Here is a 15307-nt window from a genome sequence, read left to right as displayed (position 1 = left end):
AGCCACGATATGAGCGCCGCTGTCAAGGACTCCGCCTTACGTACCGAAACCCGATCACGGTCGATCTTGGTTAACCTGCGGCACGACGTCCCGGCTTCGCTCGTCGTCTTTCTGGTCGCGCTGCCGCTGTCGCTGGGGATCGCGATCGCCTCGGGCGCTCCGCTGGTCGCCGGTCTGATCGCGGCAGTGGTAGGCGGCATTGTCGCCGGGGCCATCGGCGGGTCGTCGGTTCAGGTGAGCGGACCGGCTGCGGGTCTGACCGTGGTGGTCGCCGGGCTGATCGACGAGGTCGGCTGGCCGATGTTGTGCCTGATGACCATTGGGGCAGGTGTGCTGCAGATCGCGTTCGGCGTGAGCCGGATGGCCCGCGCCGCGTTGGGTATTGCTCCGGTGGTGGTGCACGCCATGCTGGCGGGCATCGGCATCACCATTGCGTTGCAGCAGATTCACGTGCTGGTGGGTGGTTCGTCCCGGAGTTCGGCGTGGCAGAACATCGTGGCACTGCCCAGCGGCATCCTGCATCACGAACTGCACGAGGTGATCGTCGGCGGCACCGTCATCGCCATCTTGCTGTTGTGGTCGAAGCTTCCGGCCAAGGCGAGGATGGTTCCGGGCGCTCTGGTGGCCATCGTGGCGGCGACCGCCCTCGCACAGGCCACTGGGCTAGACGTCGAGCGAGTTACCTTGTCCGGCAACTTTTTCGAGGCGATCAGCTTGCCGAATATCCCCGACATGTCCCCCGACGGCCGACCGTGGACCCAGGAGATCGGCGCGATCGCCGTCGGTATCCTCACCATCGCCCTGATCGCCAGCGTCGAATCGCTGCTGTGCGCGGTCGGTGTCGACAAGCTACACAAGGGGCCGCGCACCAACTTCAACCGGGAAATGATCGGACAGGGCAGCGCGAATATGGTGTCCGGGTTCCTCGGCGGCCTGCCCGTCACCGGGGTTATCGTCCGTAGTTCGGCCAATGTGGCCGCCGGCGCCCGAACCCGGATGTCGGGGATATTGCACGGGGTATGGATCCTCCTGTTCGCATCGCTGTTCACCAACCTGGTGGAACTCATACCCAAGGCGGCGCTGGCCGGCCTGCTCATCGTGATCGGCGCCCAGCTGATCAAGTTGGCTCACATCCGAATGGCTTTGCGCACCGGCAATTTCGTCATCTACACGATCACCATCGTGTGTGTGGTTTTCCTCAACCTGCTGGAGGGTGTGGCTATCGGGCTTGCGGTCGCGATCCTGTTCCTGCTGGTCCGAGTGGTGCGTGCGCCCATCGAGGTCAGGCCGGTGGGAGAAGAGGCCAAGCACTGGCGGGTCGATATGGACGGCACGCTGAGCTTCTTGCTCCTGCCGCGGCTGACCCGTGTGCTCTCGACGCTGCCGCGGGGAACCGACGTGACGCTGCACCTGAACGCGGACTACATCGATCACGCGGTGTCCGAGGCGATTTCGGATTGGAAAACCGCGCACGAGGCAACCGGCGGATCGGTCGCCATCATCGAGACGTCGCCGGCGAATATGATCAGCGCGCACAGCAGTCCGCCGAAACGTCACTTCGGGACCAGGTCGCTCCGCGATGTCGCCTGGCCGTCGCGGCGCGACAAGCATCCCGAGCGCGCTTCCATCCTGCACGGCGTCGAGGAGTACCACCGCAATGGCGCCAGAGCACTGCACCACCAGGTGCGGGCACTGACGGATCCGCCGAACCCGGACACGTTGTTTCTCACCTGCGCCGACTCCCGGATCCTGCCGGACGTCATCACCGCCAGCCGTCCCGGTGACCTGTACATCATCCGCAACGTCGGCAACCTGGTACCGACCGATCCCGCCGAGCGCTCGGTGGACGCCGCCCTCGACTTCGCGATCAACGAACTCGACGTGAGTTCGGTTGCGGTGTGCGGACATTCGTCATGCCACGCGTTGAACGTGTTGCTGCAGCCGACCAGTCCCCTGGGTCCCATGGGTCACTGGCTGCAACATGCACACGAGAGCCTGGCCGCATTCCGCCACAACCATCCCGCGCGGCTGAGCGCGGTGTCCAACGGCTTCACCGAAGCTGACCAGCTCGCCATCGTGAACGTGGCCGTGCAGGTGGAACGACTTGCCCGAAACCCGATCCTGGCCCCGGCATTGGCGTCCGGCGCGGTACGAATTGTCGGAATGTTCTTCGACCTCTCCACGGGCCGGGTGCACGAGGTGGACCGCAGCGGCATCGTGTGCCTGGAAGAGCCGGCCGGCGCGCAATAGCGGCATCAGAGCGTCAGCTTGACCGCCCGGTCGTTGCCGCGGTCGGCGACGTACACATTCCCCGAGCCGTCGACCGCCACCGCCAACGGGGTGTTGAGCCCGGTGAACGGCAGCACGGTCGCGGTGTTCGACCCGACCGCCAGCTTCACCACATCGCTCTTGTTGTGCTCGGTGACATAGACATTGCCGACGGTGTCCACGGCGATACCCCACGGCACGGAGAGTTCGCGGAACGGCAGCACGGTCTGGTCGTTGGACCCGGCGTCCAGCTTGACCACCCGGTTGTTGTCGGTGTCGGCGACATAGATGCCGCCGGCGCCGTCCACCGCCACACCATCGGGATTCTTCAGGCCGTCGAACGGCAGCACGGTCTGGGTCTTGGCGCCCGCCGCCAGCTTCACCACCCTGCTGTTGCCGCGGTCGGCGACATACACACTGCCCTGCGCATCGACGGCGACCCCTTCGGGGTAATCGAGGCCGTCGAACGGCAGCACCGTCTGGCTGTTCGAGCCGGCGGGCAGCATCACCACCCGGTTGTTGAAATCGGTGACGTAGATCGCACCGGCGCCGTCAACCGCCAGCCCCTGAGGCTGGTAAAGCCCGCTGAACGGCAGCACCGTCGCGGTGCTCGACCCGTTGGCCAACTTCACCACCCTGCCGTACATGCCCGCAGGCGCCGTCGGACGCGCCGTCGAGGTACTTCTGGAAGTTGGCCGTGGTCCCCGATTTGTCGCTGCGGAAGATCACGTGGATGGGCGTCGGCGGCAGGTTGGCGTCGGAGTTGAGGGCCTTGATCGCGGGGTCGTCCCATCGGGTGATGGTGCCGTTGAAGATCTTTGCGGTCGTGGGCCCGTCGAGATTCAGCTTGCTCACTCCGCTGACGTTTTAGGTCACCGCGATCGGGCCGAACACCGTCGGCAGATCCCACGCCGGCGAACCGCACCGGGCCGCGGCCCGGTCGGGCTGACCGGTCGACGGGTCCAACGGCACGTCGGAGCCGGCGAGATCGGTCCGGTTGTTGACGAACTCCTCCACCCCGGCCCCGGAGCCGTTCGCGTTGTAGTCCAGCGTGTAACCGGGGCAGGCCCGAATGAAGGCGTAGACGAATTGTTCGATCGCATTCTGTTGCGCGGTGGAACCGGCGTCTTGGAGTTCCTTTTTGCCGCCGCACTCGATCTTCGTGGCGGCGGTGTCGGTGTGGCCGCCGCATGCCGAGAAGACCAGCGCGGCCGCGGTCAGCACGCTCACCAGGCCGCTAGGGCCACCAGGTCGGTTGGACGTCACGGAACTCCTCTACACCCACCGTCGCCACAGGTCGCGGGCCCAGCCGGAACCGCTCCTGCGAAACGTACGAACGAAAAGGTGAACATAGTAAACCTTCGCGGGTAAACGGAACTGTGACAAGAGGCATCCCCGGATCGCCGGTGGGTTACGTGATCTATCCGATTTGGTGTTCGTGGGGCTGCTGATCGCCGCCGGACAGCTGATGGTTTGCCCGCCGGCACTCCGAATCTCGTTGAGCGGCAACCACTCAGCTCGACGGCAGCCGCACCACCTGCAGGAAGAACTCGTCGATCTGCCGCACCGCGGTCATGAACTGGTCGAGGTCGACCGGCTTGGTGACATAGGCGTTCGCGTGCAACTTGTAGCTGCGCAAGATGTCTTCCTCCGCCGCGGAGGTGGTAAGCACCACGACCGGGATGCGCGCCAGGTCGGGGTCCGACTTGATCTTCTCGAGCAGCTGCCGACCGTCGTACTTCGGCAGGTTCAGGTCGAGCAGGATCAGATCGGGTCGGGGCGCATCGTGGAACTCGCCGCGCCGGTAGAGGTAGTTAAGCCCCTCTTCCCCGTCGCGCGCGACGTGGAGCCTGTTCTTGACCTTGTTGTGCTCGAACGCTTCTCGAGTGATGAGCTCGTCACCCGGGTCGTCTTCGACAAGCAGGATGTCGATGGGGCGGCCTGCCGATGTCATGTGGTTGTTCCTTTCGGGGAGGGCGCGTATTTTCCGTCGGCGAAGTCGGCATCCGCGGCGTCGGCATCCGCGGCATCGGCACCCGAGGGCGCGGCGATGGGCAGCCTGAACTCGAAGCGAGTTCCGTCGGTGTGGGACGTGTCGATCCACACGGCGCCGCCGTGATGCTCGACGATCTTGCGGCACAACGCAAGACCCAAACCCGTTCCGCCGTAAGCGTCACGGCCGTGCAGCCGTTGGAAGATGATGAAGACCTTGTCGGTGAATTCCTCCGGGATGCCGATGCCGTTGTCGGTCACGCTGAACAGCCACTGACCGTCGCGCTCGCCGCTGCCCCGCCGGCAGTCGATGACGACCCGCGGCGCACGGTCCGGGCGCCGGAATTTGACCGCATTGCCAATCAGGTTCTGCCACAACATCGTCAGCAACGTCGGGTCCCCCACCACCCGCGGCAGCGGCTCGGCGGGACGCACAATATGGGCATCTGATTCCTCGATCGCGGTGGCGAGGTTGGCCAGGGCGGCGTCCAGCGTCGCGCCAAGGTCGACGTCGGTGCTCGTGGTGCCCAACCGGCCGACCCGGGAGAACCTGAGCAGGTCGTTGATGAGCACCTGCATGCGCTTGGCTCCGTCGACCGCGAAGCCGATGTATTCGAGGCCGCGCTCGTCGAGCTGATCGGCGTATCGCTTTTCGAGCAACTGACAGAAGGCGGCGACCTTGCGCAGCGGTTCCTGCAGATCGTGGGACGCGACGTAGGCGAACTGCTCCAGTTCGGCGTTCGAGCGCCGCAACTCGAGAGCCTGCTCATCCAATTGTGCCCGGGCCGAATGCGATGCCTCGAGCTCTTCCACTATCCGCTGCCGCATGTTCTCGACGTCGATGGCGATGCCCCGGATGTCTTTGGGTCTGCTGGGCGGCGCGATGGCTTCGCCGAAGTTGCCTTCCGTGACCCGCCGGCATGCCCGCGCCAGGGCAGCCAGCGGACGGGTGACCGCCCGTCTGGTCAACAGCCCCAGCAGCGCCGCCGTGGCGAAGAACACCAGCGCCATCGCGGCCAGCACCCGGTCGCGCCAGTCGTCCATGTGCGCAAGCCGCTCGGCCGCCTGCGCCCGGGCCTGGGCCAGATGCTGGTTCTGCACGCCGAAAAGCTCACGGAGCCGGTCGAATTGGGACTTGCCTATGGCCACGATGGAGCCGTTGACCACGATGGGAGTGTCCGGGGTCACCTGCGCGATCAGCGGCTGGGCATAGCTGATCCGCCAGGCGGCGGCGGCGTTTTCGACCGCGTCCAGATCAGCCAGCAGTTCAGGGTGGTGAGCCAGTCGCCGGCGGATGTCGTCGGCGGCGGCCTGCTCGGCACGCTGCCCCTCGTAGTAGGGGCCGAGGAACTGCTTGTCGGCCGATATCAGGTAGCCGCGGATGCCGGATTCCTGGTCGCGTAATGCCGACTGCAATTGGCAGGCCGCTACCCGCGACGGCGCAATGTCGTCGCGGAGTTGGCGCGACAACTCGTCGGTGCGATTCAGCAATACCGCACCCGCCACCGCGCCCGCGAGCACCATCACGCCCATGACCGCCAGCACCAGCGCTTGCCATCCCCGCACGGTGAGTTCTATTGGGCGCCATGCCATCCCACCGGCAATCATCGGGTCGTGCGCTCCACGCGCAGCACGGCGATGTCATCGGTGAGTCCGCCGAGCGACTGGGCGCGCTGCTGTGCCCCGTCGATGAGCGCGTCGACGAATGCGGGGCCGGACAGCGCCGCGTGCGAGCGGGCCAGCGCCAGCAGGCCGTCCTCACCGAGGCGTTCCCGGCCGGATCCCGAATACCCCTCGAACAGTCCGTCGGTGATCAGCAGCAGCCCGTGGCCAGCCGGCAATGCCAGCTCATGCTGCGGCCAGTTGTCGAGGTGCAGACCCAGCGCCGGGCCGGCCGGTGGCTCGAGCCATTCCACGGTGCCGCCGCCGTGCAGCAACATCCCTGGATGACCGGCCCGGATCACCTTGATGCGGCTGCCATCAGGGCCGCGTGACGGACCGGCGGGAATGGTCAGGCTGAGCACCGTCGCGAACACCCCTTCGCCGGTGCGCTCGGCGCGCAACACCTGCTCCAGGCGCCGCATCAGGTCGACGCCGTCGACGCCGGCCAACGTCAGCGCACGCCAGGCGATCCGCAGAGCCGCACCCAGGGCGGCCTCGTTGGGGCCGTGCCCGGCGACGTCACCGATCAGGACATGGACGACCCGGTCGGGGGTTTGGACGACGTCGTAGAAGTCCCCGCACAGCAAGGCGTCTTCACGGCTCGGCCGGTACCGGGCGACGATGTCGACGCCCGGACGGTCCAGCAGCAGCGGGGAGGGCAGCAGGCCGCGTTCGAGCAATGCGTTCTCCCGCGCTCGAAGCCGGCTTGCGTGCAGGTCGGCGGCAATCAGCTCGGCACGTTTGCGCTCGATCGCGTAAAGCAGTGCGCGCCGCAGCATTTCGGGTTCGACCCGCCCCTTGACCAAGTAGTCCTGCGCCCCCGCGGCCACCGCGGTGGCGCCGAAGTACTCGTCGTTCAGCCCGGTCAGCACGACGATCGGCACGGTGGCATCGCGCTCGGCGATGCGGGCAAGCGCGTCTATCCCGCTGGCGTCGGGAAGGTTCAGGTCCAGCAGCACGCAGTCGGGCCGGGCGGAGTCCAGCTCACGCTCGGCGTGTGCCATCGAGGGCGCCCACCTCACCTCGATATCGGTGACCGCGTCGGCGATCAGGTTTTCGACGAGGACGGCGTCGGCCCGATCGTCTTCGATCAGCAGCAAGGACAACGACTGCCGTTGCGTTGCGGGGGCGATGCCGGGACCCGGCCCAGGCGTCGGGTCGCGCTTAGGTGGCGCGCGCACAGATAACCACGCCTTCTACCTCACTCCCCCTGGCCGCGGTGTACCCGTTTGCTCGAGTCCGACGATGGCCGACGATAGCCGGTGCCCGGTTGTGCCCACGCCTGCCTCCCACCCCGAATGGACGGCAGCGCCGCTAGCTCGACTTTACTGGCGGATCCTGGGCGCGGGACCCGGTTATTCGGGGTTGTCCCGGAAATGTCAGCGCAGCAACGCCCGTGACATCACCACGCGCTGGATCTGGTTGGTGCCCTCATAAATCTGAGTGATCTTGGCGTCGCGCATCATTCGCTCGACCGGGAAGTCGACGGTGTAGCCGGCGCCGCCGAACAGCTGGACCGCATCGGTGGTGACCTCCATCGCGACGTCGGAGGCAAAGCATTTCGACGCCGCGGAGATGAAGCCCAGGTTCTGCTCACCGCGCTCGGCGCGTGCGGCAGCGGTGTAGACCATCAACCGGGCCGCCTCAACCTTCATCGCCATGTCGGCGATCATGAATTGCACGGCCTGGAAGGTGCTGATCGACTCGCCGAACTGCTTGCGGTCCTTGGTGTAGGCGATGGCGGCGTCGAGGGCGCCCTGGGCGATCCCCACGGCCTGGGCGCCGATGGTGGGACGGGTGTGGTCCAGCGTGGCCAGTGCCGTCTTGAAACCGGTGCCCGGTTCGCCGATGATCCGGTCGCCCGGGATGCGGCAGTTCTCGAAGTACAGCTCCGTCGTGGGCGAACCCTTGATTCCGAGCTTGCGTTCCTTGGGACCGACGGTGAAGCCCTCGTCGTCCTTGTGCACCATGAACGCCGAGATGCCGTTGGCGCCCATGTCCGGGTCGGTCACCGCCATCACCGTGTACCACGACGATTTGCCGCCGTTGGTGATCCAGCACTTGGCGCCGTTGAGAATCCAGTCGTCGCCGTCGGCCTTGGCGCGGGTGCGCATCGATGCCGCGTCGCTGCCGGCCTCGCGCTCACTCAGGGCATAGGAGGCCATCGCCGTGCCGTCCGCGACCTGCGGCAACACCTGCTTTTTCAACTCCTCGGAGCCGCGCAGGATCAGGCCCATGGTGCCCAGTTTGTTGACCGCGGGAATCAACGAGGCGGACGCGTCGACACGGGCGACCTCCTCGATGACGATGCAGGCCGCCACCGAGTCGGCTCCCTGGCCCCCGTACTCCTCGGGCACGTGCACCGCGTTGAAACCGGAGGCGTTGAGCGCGTCCAGCGCCTCCTGCGGGAACCGGGAATTCTCGTCCACGTCCGCGGCATGCGGAGCGATTTCCTTTTCCGCCAGCGCGCGAATCGCCGCCCGCAACTCTTGGTGCTCTTCGGGCAGCTGGAACACATCGAACGACGGATTGCCCGCCCAACCAGCCATCTCGGCCTCCTTCTAGTCGCGGGTTAACTTACCCGCACGCTTCTGCAGTTCCGCATCCTTGGCCCGCACGGTCTCGGCCAGCCGGTCCTGGAATGCCATGACTCGCGCCCGTATCTGCGGATCAGACGACCCGAGCATCCGCACCGCCAGCAGGCCGGCGTTGCGCGCCCCACCGATGGACACCGTAGCCACCGGCACCCCGGCCGGCATCTGCACGATCGACAGCAGCGAGTCCAGGCCGTCGAGCCGGGCCAGCGGCACCGGCACCCCGATCACCGGTAGCGGGGTGGCGGAGGCGACCATACCGGGAAGGTGGGCGGCGCCGCCGGCGCCGGCGATGATGATCTCGATGCCGCGGTCGGCGGCACCGCGTGCGTAGTCGAACATCGCCGCCGGGGTGCGATGCGCCGACACCACCCGCACCTCGGTCGGGACGTCGAACTCGGCCAGCGCCGCGGCGGCGTCGGCCATCACCGACCAGTCGCTGTCGCTGCCCATGATCACCGCGACCCGGGGCTGTTCGGTCATGCGGATCCCATCCGTCGCTCCTCCACATCGCTTCCTCCCTCGGGAGCGGGAGGGGGTACCTCCCGCTTCGGGGGGCGTGCACCCGGTGCATCGTCGCCGGCGGCATGGGGATCCCATCCGTCGGTCCACTGTGCATGTGACAACCAATGCGCGGCAAGCTCGGCGCGTTCCCGCAGCTGTTGCAGGTCAGTACCGTCGGCACCGAGGAAGTTGAGGTGTCCCACCTTGCGGCCCGGCCGCTCCGCCTTGCCGTACAGGTGAACCTTGGCGTCGGGCATCCGCGCGAACAGGTGGTGCAGTCGTTCGTCGAGCGACATTGCCGGCGGGGCGGCGGCGCCGAGCACGTTGGCCATCACCGTCACCGGGACGATCGCGCCGGTGTCGCCGAGCGGATAGTCGAGCACCGCGCGCAGATGCTGCTCGAACTGACTGGTCCGAGACCCGTCCATGGTCCAGTGCCCGGAGTTGTGCGGCCGCATCGCGAGTTCGTTGACCAGCAGCGTGCCGTCGGTCGTCTCGAAGAGCTCGACGGCGAGCACCCCCACCACACCCAGTTCGGCGGCCAGCCGCAACGCCAGCTGCTGCGCGGCCGCGGCCGAGTCGCCGGTCAGCTCCGGCGCGGGCGCGATCACCTGGACGCAGATGCCGTCGCGTTGCACCGTCTGGACCACCGGCCAGGCCGCGCCCTGGCCGAACGGCGACCGCGCCACCAGCGCCGACAGCTCCCGGCGCAGCGCCACCCGCTCCTCGACCAGCACCGCCACACCATTGGTCAGGTAGTCGCGCGCGATGTCGCGGGCATCGGCGACATTGCGCGCCATCCGCACACCCCGGCCGTCGTAGCCGCCGCGAACCGCCTTGACCACCAGCGGTGCGTCCACCTGCCCGGCGAACGCGTCCAGGCAGCGCAGGTCGTCGAGCCTCTCGATGCCGGTGTAGCGCGGCACCGGGGCTCCCAGGGCCGCCAATTTCTGGCGCATCACGAGCTTGTTCTGGGCGTGCACCAGGGCCTGCGGCGGCGGCGCCACGTTGACGCCTTCGGCGACCAGCTTTTCCAGCAGCTCGTTGGGGACGTGCTCGTGGTCGAAGGTGAGCACCTGAGCCCCGGCCGCGACGCGGCGCAGGTCGTCGATATCGGTGTGCGACCCGATCACCACATTGGGAGTCACCTGCGCCGCCGACTCGTCGGCTGAGGTGGCCAAGACCCGCAGGTTCTGACCCAGCGCGATGGCGGCCTGGTGGGTCATCCGGGCCAGCTGACCGCCGCCGACCATGGCGACCAGCGGGGCGCCTAAGGGCGCGACGAGCGGGGTGCGGGAACTCGGCACGGCCATCATGGTGTCATGGCTCGCGACCGGCGTGTTTGACGGCTGCAATACCAGATCGTTATGTAGCATTTTGCGTCGATTTCGCGTCGATCCGTACACTGACGTGTTGTGTCCTTTGCCGATGCCACGATTGCGCGCCTTCCCGGGGTGGTTCAGCCCTATGCGCAGCGCCACCATGAGCTGATCAAATTCGCCATCGTCGGCGGCACCACTTTCATCATCGACTCGGCAATTTTCTACACGCTGAAGCTAACGATTCTCGAGCCCAAGCCGGTAACGGCCAAGGTGATCGCCGGGATCGTCGCCGTCATCGCGTCCTACGTGCTGAACCGGGAATGGAGCTTCCGCGACCGCGGCGGCCGCGAGCGCCACCATGAGGCACTGCTGTTCTTCGCGTTCAGCGGCGTCGGGGTGCTGCTGAGCATGGCTCCGCTGTGGGTCTCCAGCTACGTCCTGCAGCTGCGGGTGCCAACGGTGTCATTGACGGTGGAAAATATCGCCGACTTCGTCTCGGCCTACATCATCGGCAATCTGCTGCAGATGGCGTTCCGGTTCTGGGCGTTCCGGCGCTGGGTATTCCCCGACGAGTTCGCCCGCAACCCGGACAAGGCGCTGGAATCGGCGCTCACCGCCGGCGGAATCGCCGAGGTCTTGGAGGACACCCTCGAGGCCGGCAACGTCACCCTGCTGCGCGCCTGGCGCAGTAAGAGGAGCCGGACCGACCGGTTGGCTCAGCTGGGCGCTTCCTCCGAGCCCAGGGTGTCGAAAACTTCGTGATACAGCAGCGCGTGCACTTCACGCAGGCGCGGAATGTCGGGGAACTCCAGCGGATCGTGTGACGCCGACTCGATGATCAGCGTCCCGGTGCGAAACATCCGTTCGGTAATCCGGTCACGAAACTCCACGCTGTTGATCCGTGCCAGCGGGATGTCGATCCCGGTTCGGGTCAGCACGCCATGCCGAAACATCACCCGCCGGTTGGTGACGACGAAATGCGTGGTCAGCCAGCTCAGGAACGGCCACAGCGTGCCCCAGCCGACGATCACCAGCCAGATGCCCCAGATGACGCCGTGAAGGATGTTCTTGGTGAGCTGCGGCCACTGTGTCGAGTTGACGAACCCGGAACCGAGCGCGGCCAGCCCGGTGACCAGGATCAGCACCACGACCGGCCAGATCAGCCGTTTCCAGTGCGGGTGGCGATGCAGGACCACCTGCTCGCCGGCGGCCATGGCGTTGTCCGGATACCTCATGGTGGCGACCTTAACTAACGCAGATGCACCACGTCACCGGCTGACACCAGCACCGGCTCACCCCCGGTGTCGACACAGAGCCGGCCCTGGCCGTCGATGTCGCGCGCGACCCCGACGACGTCGTTCCCCCCCGGCAGCTGCACCCGCACCCGCGAACCGATGGTCAGGCTGCGGGCCCGGTAGTCGGCCGCCAGTTGCGCGTCCGCGTCGTGCCATTGGGCGATCCGTGCCGCGAGGTCTCGTAACAGCCCGGGAATCAGCTGGCTCCGGTCCGGAGCCGGCACGCCGAGGTCGAACAACGACGTCGCCCCGGGACCGTCGACCTCCTCGGGGTCCTGCGTGACGTTGAGTCCGACACCGATCACTGCGAACGGTTGCGCGACCTCGGCCAGGATGCCCGCCAGCTTGCCCATGGCTGCGGCAGGCCCGGCCAGCACGTCGTTGGGCCACTTCAGGCGTGCTTCGATCCCGCCGGCTGCGATCAGCGGGGTGACCGCGTCGATCACCGCCAGCCCGGTGGCCAGCGACAGCCAGCCCCACGCGGCGGTGGCGACGCCGTCGATACGCACGCCGACCGACATGGTGATCTGCGCGCAGGGCGCGGCCGTCCAGCCCCGGCCATGGCGTCCGCGTCCGGCGGTTTGGTGCTCGGCGATCAAGACCACCCTGTCGATATCGGCTCCGGAGGCGGCGCGCTCCAGCAGATCGGCGTTGGTGGAGCCGGTCTGCTCCACCACGTCGAGTTGGCGCCATCCCGAGCCGATCGCCTCGGCACGCAAGGCCGCGGCATCGAGTGGCAGCCTGAGCTGATCCCGGTTCATCACCCCCAGAGCCTAGAGACCCTTGGAAGCGTGCTGGGCCGACGCAGATGCAGCGGGGTCGATCGCGGGATTTGGGATGCTGAAGCGGGCAGCTCATCGGGTGTTCGGCGGATTCGAACCGGGCGCCGGACCGGGTAACGATCTGGTTGCCGATACCATCGACTCCCATGACGAGCGTTACCGACCATACTGCCGAGCCCGCCGCCGAGCACACCATCGACATCCACACCACCGCGGGCAAGCTCGCGGAGCTGCACAAGCGTCGCGCAGAGTCCCTGCATCCGGTCGGTGAGACGGCTATCGAGAAGGTCCATGCCAAGGGCAAGCTGACCGCCCGGGAGCGTATCTACGCACTGCTGGACGAGGATTCGTTCGTCGAGCTGGACGCGCTGGCACGGCACCGCAGCACCAACTTCGGATTGGAGAACAACCGTCCGCTGGGCGACGGGGTGGTCACCGGCTACGGCACCATCGACGGCCGCGACGTGTGCATCTTCAGCCAGGACGCCACCGTGTTCGGCGGCAGCCTGGGCGAGGTGTACGGCGAGAAGATCGTCAAGGTGCAGGAATTGGCGGTCAAGACCGGCCGCCCGCTGATCGGCATCAACGACGGCGCCGGCGCGCGCATTCAGGAAGGCGTCGTCTCGCTGGGCCTCTACAGCCGAATTTTCCGCAACAACATCCTGGCCTCCGGCGTCATCCCGCAGATCTCGCTGATCATGGGCGCCGCCGCCGGCGGGCACGTCTACTCCCCCGCGCTGACCGACTTCGTGATCATGGTGGACCAGACCAGCCAGATGTTCATCACCGGACCCGACGTCATCAAGACCGTCACCGGCGAGGACGTCACCATGGAGGAACTCGGCGGTGGCCACACCCACATGGCCAAATCCGGGACCGCGCACTATGTCGCGTCCGGCGAACAGGACGCATTCGACTACGTTCGCGAGCTACTGAGCTACCTGCCGCCCAACAACTTCACCGACCCGCCGCGCTACCAGACGGAGGCCCCGGCAGGGCCGGTAGAAGAGAACCTCACCGACGAGGACCTCGAGCTGGACACGCTGATCCCCGACTCCCCGAACCAGCCCTACGACATGCACGAGGTCGTCACTCGCATCCTCGACGAGGACGAGTTCCTGGAGATCCAGGCCGGCTACGCGCAGAACATCATCGTCGGGTTCGGGCGCATCGAGGGCCGGCCGGTGGGCATCGTCGCCAACCAGCCCACCCAATTCGCCGGCTGCCTGGACATCAACGCCTCGGAGAAGGCGGCCCGCTTCGTGCGGACCTGCGACTGCTTCAACATTCCGATCGTGATGTTCGTCGACGTTCCGGGCTTTTTGCCCGGCACCGACCAGGAATACAACGGCATCATCCGCCGCGGCGCCAAGCTGCTCTACGCCTACGGCGAGGCCACCGTCCCGAAGATCACCGTCATCACCCGCAAGGCCTACGGCGGCGCGTACTGCGTGATGGGCTCCAAAGACATGGGCTGCGACGTCAACCTGGCCTGGCCGACCGCGCAGATCGCGGTGATGGGTGCTTCCGGCGCCGTCGGCTTCGTGTACCGCCAGCAGCTCGCGCAAGCGGCGAAGGACGGGCAGGATGTCGATGAGCTGCGGCTACAACTGCAGCAGGAATACGAGGACACGCTGGTCAACCCGTATATCGCCGCTGAGCGCGGATACGTCGACGCGGTGATCCCGCCGTCGTACACCCGCGGCTACATCGGTACGGCGCTGCGGCTGCTGGAACGCAAGATCGCGCAGCAGCCGCCGAAGAAGCACGGGAACATTCCCCTGTGAGTCGAGTGAGCGGAGCGAGCGCCGCGAGCGACGGGAACGAGGCGAACAATCAGGCCACCGTGAGTCGAGTGAGCGGAGCGAGCGCCGCGAGCGACGGGAACGAGGCGAACAATCAGGCCACTGTGAGTCGAGTGAGCGGAGCGAGCGCAATGAATGAGCGCAACCAGACGAACGAAACCAGCACCACCGACCCCGCACCTCACCCGCACGAACCGCACATCGAGATCGTCAAGGGCCACCCCACCGATCAGGAGTTGGCGGCACTGATCGCGGTGCTGGGCAGCGTCAGCGGTGCGCCGCCGGCGCCGGAAACCGAGCCCACTCGATGGGGCTTGCCGGTCGACAAATTGCGGTTCCCCGTGTTCAGCTGGCAACGCATCACGCTGCAGGAAATGCTGCACATGCGCCGATGACCCGGTTGGTGCTCGGGTCCGCATCCCCCGGCCGGCTCAAGGTGCTTCGCCAGGCCGGCGTCGTCCCGCTAGTCGTGGCCTCCGGTGTCGACGAGGACGCGCTCATCTGCGGTTTGCGGCCCGAATCTTCGCCCGACGAGGTGGTAGGCACACTGGCCCGAGCCAAAGCCGAGCAGGTCGCGGGGGCGGTGAACCGCTCGCTCGCTAGCGATTGCGTTGTGGTGGGCTGTGATTCGATGCTGCAGCTCGATGGCAAGTTATGCGGCAAGCCCCAATCTATCGCCAGCGCGCGGCAACAATGGCAGTCAATGGCGGGACGCGCCGGACAACTTTATACCGGCCACTGCGTTATCCGCCTGCATGACAACAAAATTACTCATAATGTCGGCGAAACAGCAATAACCACAGTGTATTTCGGAAGACCATCGCCGGGCGACCTCGAATCGTATTTGGCCAGCGGTGAATCGTTGCGGGTCGCAGGCGGGTTCACCCTCGACGGCTTAGGCGGCTGGTTCGTCGACAGAATCGACGGCGATCCGTCCAACGTGATCGGACTGAGCCTGCCGCTTCTGCGATCACTCCTACAACAGGTGGGGCTGTCGGTCGCCGCACTGTGGGCGGACAGCGCCGGCGATTGACCTGCGTGGCGCGTCAAGACTGCGAGACGTCATCGGCTGCGTCCCGGCGT

13 protein-coding genes and 2 pseudogenes are annotated in these 15307 nt (G+C 66.7%); 5 read left to right on the top strand and 10 right to left on the bottom strand.

The annotated features are described in order from the left end of the window. Positions 1-9: 9 nt before the first annotated feature. A complete protein-coding gene (locus EET03_RS05440; RefSeq protein ID WP_075542696.1) occupies positions 10-2250 on the top strand; it encodes a SulP family inorganic anion transporter in 2241 nt (746 codons plus the stop codon). 5 nt (positions 2251-2255) lie between these two features. Here the strand turns inward: EET03_RS05440 and EET03_RS05435 are convergent. The 8 genes and pseudogenes from EET03_RS05435 to EET03_RS05400 all read right to left on the bottom strand — a co-directional run. Beyond that, a pseudogene (locus tag EET03_RS05435) lies at positions 2256-2918 on the bottom strand (NHL repeat-containing protein); the annotation flags it as partial. Next, positions 2917-3534, bottom strand: a pseudogene (locus EET03_RS05430) (extracellular solute-binding protein); the annotation flags it as partial. The pseudogenes EET03_RS05435 and EET03_RS05430, both read right to left, overlap by 2 nt. A 247-nt stretch (positions 3535-3781) precedes the next feature. Then, positions 3782-4222, bottom strand: coding sequence for a response regulator (locus EET03_RS05425; RefSeq protein ID WP_075542697.1), 441 nt, complete (start codon positions 4220-4222; stop codon positions 3782-3784). Further along, the gene (locus EET03_RS05420; protein WP_075542721.1) at positions 4219-5853 is read right to left on the bottom strand and encodes a sensor histidine kinase; all 1635 of its coding nucleotides are present in this window, start codon (positions 5851-5853) and stop codon (positions 4219-4221) included. Before EET03_RS05420 ends, EET03_RS05425 begins: the two co-directional genes overlap by 4 nt. 11 nt (positions 5854-5864) lie before the next feature. Continuing rightward, a complete protein-coding gene (locus tag EET03_RS05415; RefSeq protein WP_244232252.1) occupies positions 5865-7028 on the bottom strand; it encodes a PP2C family protein-serine/threonine phosphatase in 1164 nt (387 codons plus the stop codon). Between the two features lie 273 nt (positions 7029-7301). Continuing rightward, complete coding sequence (locus tag EET03_RS05410; RefSeq protein ID WP_099194003.1) at positions 7302-8471, bottom strand: acyl-CoA dehydrogenase; 1170 nt, start codon at positions 8469-8471, stop codon at positions 7302-7304. A 12-nt stretch (positions 8472-8483) separates the two neighbouring features. Then, positions 8484-8999: a 5-(carboxyamino)imidazole ribonucleotide mutase gene (purE, locus tag EET03_RS05405; RefSeq protein WP_099194002.1), complete on the bottom strand. Its 516-nt coding sequence runs from the start codon at positions 8997-8999 to the stop codon at positions 8484-8486. Next, a complete protein-coding gene (locus EET03_RS05400; protein WP_075542722.1) occupies positions 8996-10336 on the bottom strand; it encodes a 5-(carboxyamino)imidazole ribonucleotide synthase in 1341 nt (446 codons plus the stop codon). Before EET03_RS05400 ends, purE begins: the two co-directional genes overlap by 4 nt. Before the next feature lie 99 nt (positions 10337-10435). On the opposite strand from EET03_RS05400, the gene EET03_RS05395 reads away from it, so the two are divergent. Continuing rightward, positions 10436-11104 carry a GtrA family protein gene (locus tag EET03_RS05395; protein WP_063469435.1) on the top strand — a complete coding sequence of 223 codons (669 nt, stop codon included), beginning with the start codon at positions 10436-10438 and terminating at the stop codon, positions 11102-11104. Here the strand turns inward: EET03_RS05395 and EET03_RS05390 are convergent. After that, positions 11059-11577 (bottom strand): PH domain-containing protein, encoded by a 519-nt coding sequence (locus EET03_RS05390; RefSeq protein ID WP_023371481.1) that lies wholly within the window; start codon positions 11575-11577, stop codon positions 11059-11061. The genes EET03_RS05395 and EET03_RS05390 overlap by 46 nt on opposite strands. A gap of 14 nt (positions 11578-11591) precedes the next feature. After that, complete coding sequence (locus EET03_RS05385) at positions 11592-12401, bottom strand: biotin--[acetyl-CoA-carboxylase] ligase (RefSeq protein ID WP_075542701.1); 810 nt, start codon at positions 12399-12401, stop codon at positions 11592-11594. A 164-nt stretch (positions 12402-12565) separates the two neighbouring features. Between EET03_RS05385 and EET03_RS05380 the strand changes: the two genes are divergently transcribed. From EET03_RS05380 to EET03_RS05370, 3 genes are read left to right on the top strand one after another with little or no spacing between them, the layout of a single operon-like run. Next, positions 12566-14206 (top strand): acyl-CoA carboxylase subunit beta, encoded by a 1641-nt coding sequence (locus EET03_RS05380; protein WP_075542702.1) that lies wholly within the window; start codon positions 12566-12568, stop codon positions 14204-14206. Next, complete coding sequence (locus EET03_RS05375; protein WP_082274641.1) at positions 14203-14619, top strand: acyl-CoA carboxylase subunit epsilon; 417 nt, start codon at positions 14203-14205, stop codon at positions 14617-14619. The genes EET03_RS05380 and EET03_RS05375 overlap by 4 nt, the downstream gene beginning before the upstream one ends. After that, on the top strand, positions 14616-15257 hold the full coding sequence (locus tag EET03_RS05370) for a Maf family protein (protein ID WP_075542704.1): 642 nt from the start codon (positions 14616-14618) through the stop codon (positions 15255-15257). The genes EET03_RS05375 and EET03_RS05370 overlap by 4 nt, the downstream gene beginning before the upstream one ends. Positions 15258-15307: the final 50 nt, after the last annotated feature.

It is taken from the genome of Mycobacterium innocens (genome assembly GCF_900566055.1).
Taxonomy (GTDB): Bacteria; Actinomycetota; Actinomycetes; order Mycobacteriales; family Mycobacteriaceae; genus Mycobacterium; species Mycobacterium innocens.
This window is presented reverse-complemented; position numbering and strand designations above follow the sequence as displayed.

Excerpts from the sequence above, each read along its gene's own strand:
- EET03_RS05440 (WP_075542696.1), top strand. The coding sequence starts at position 10 with ATGAGCGCCGCTGTCAAGGACTCCGCCTTACGTACCGAAACCCGATCA.
- EET03_RS05425 (WP_075542697.1), bottom strand. The coding sequence starts at position 4,222 with ATGACATCGGCAGGCCGCCCCATCGACATCCTGCTTGTCGAAGACGAC.
- EET03_RS05420 (WP_075542721.1), bottom strand. The coding sequence starts at position 5,853 with ATGGCATGGCGCCCAATAGAACTCACCGTGCGGGGATGGCAAGCGCTG.
- EET03_RS05410 (WP_099194003.1), bottom strand. The coding sequence starts at position 8,471 with ATGGCTGGTTGGGCGGGCAATCCGTCGTTCGATGTGTTCCAGCTGCCC.
- purE (WP_099194002.1), bottom strand. The coding sequence starts at position 8,999 with ATGACCGAACAGCCCCGGGTCGCGGTGATCATGGGCAGCGACAGCGAC.
- EET03_RS05400 (WP_075542722.1), bottom strand. The coding sequence starts at position 10,336 with ATGATGGCCGTGCCGAGTTCCCGCACCCCGCTCGTCGCGCCCTTAGGC.
- EET03_RS05390 (WP_023371481.1), bottom strand. The coding sequence starts at position 11,577 with ATGAGGTATCCGGACAACGCCATGGCCGCCGGCGAGCAGGTGGTCCTG.
- EET03_RS05380 (WP_075542702.1), top strand. The coding sequence starts at position 12,566 with ATGACGAGCGTTACCGACCATACTGCCGAGCCCGCCGCCGAGCACACC.
- EET03_RS05370 (WP_075542704.1), top strand. The coding sequence starts at position 14,616 with ATGACCCGGTTGGTGCTCGGGTCCGCATCCCCCGGCCGGCTCAAGGTG.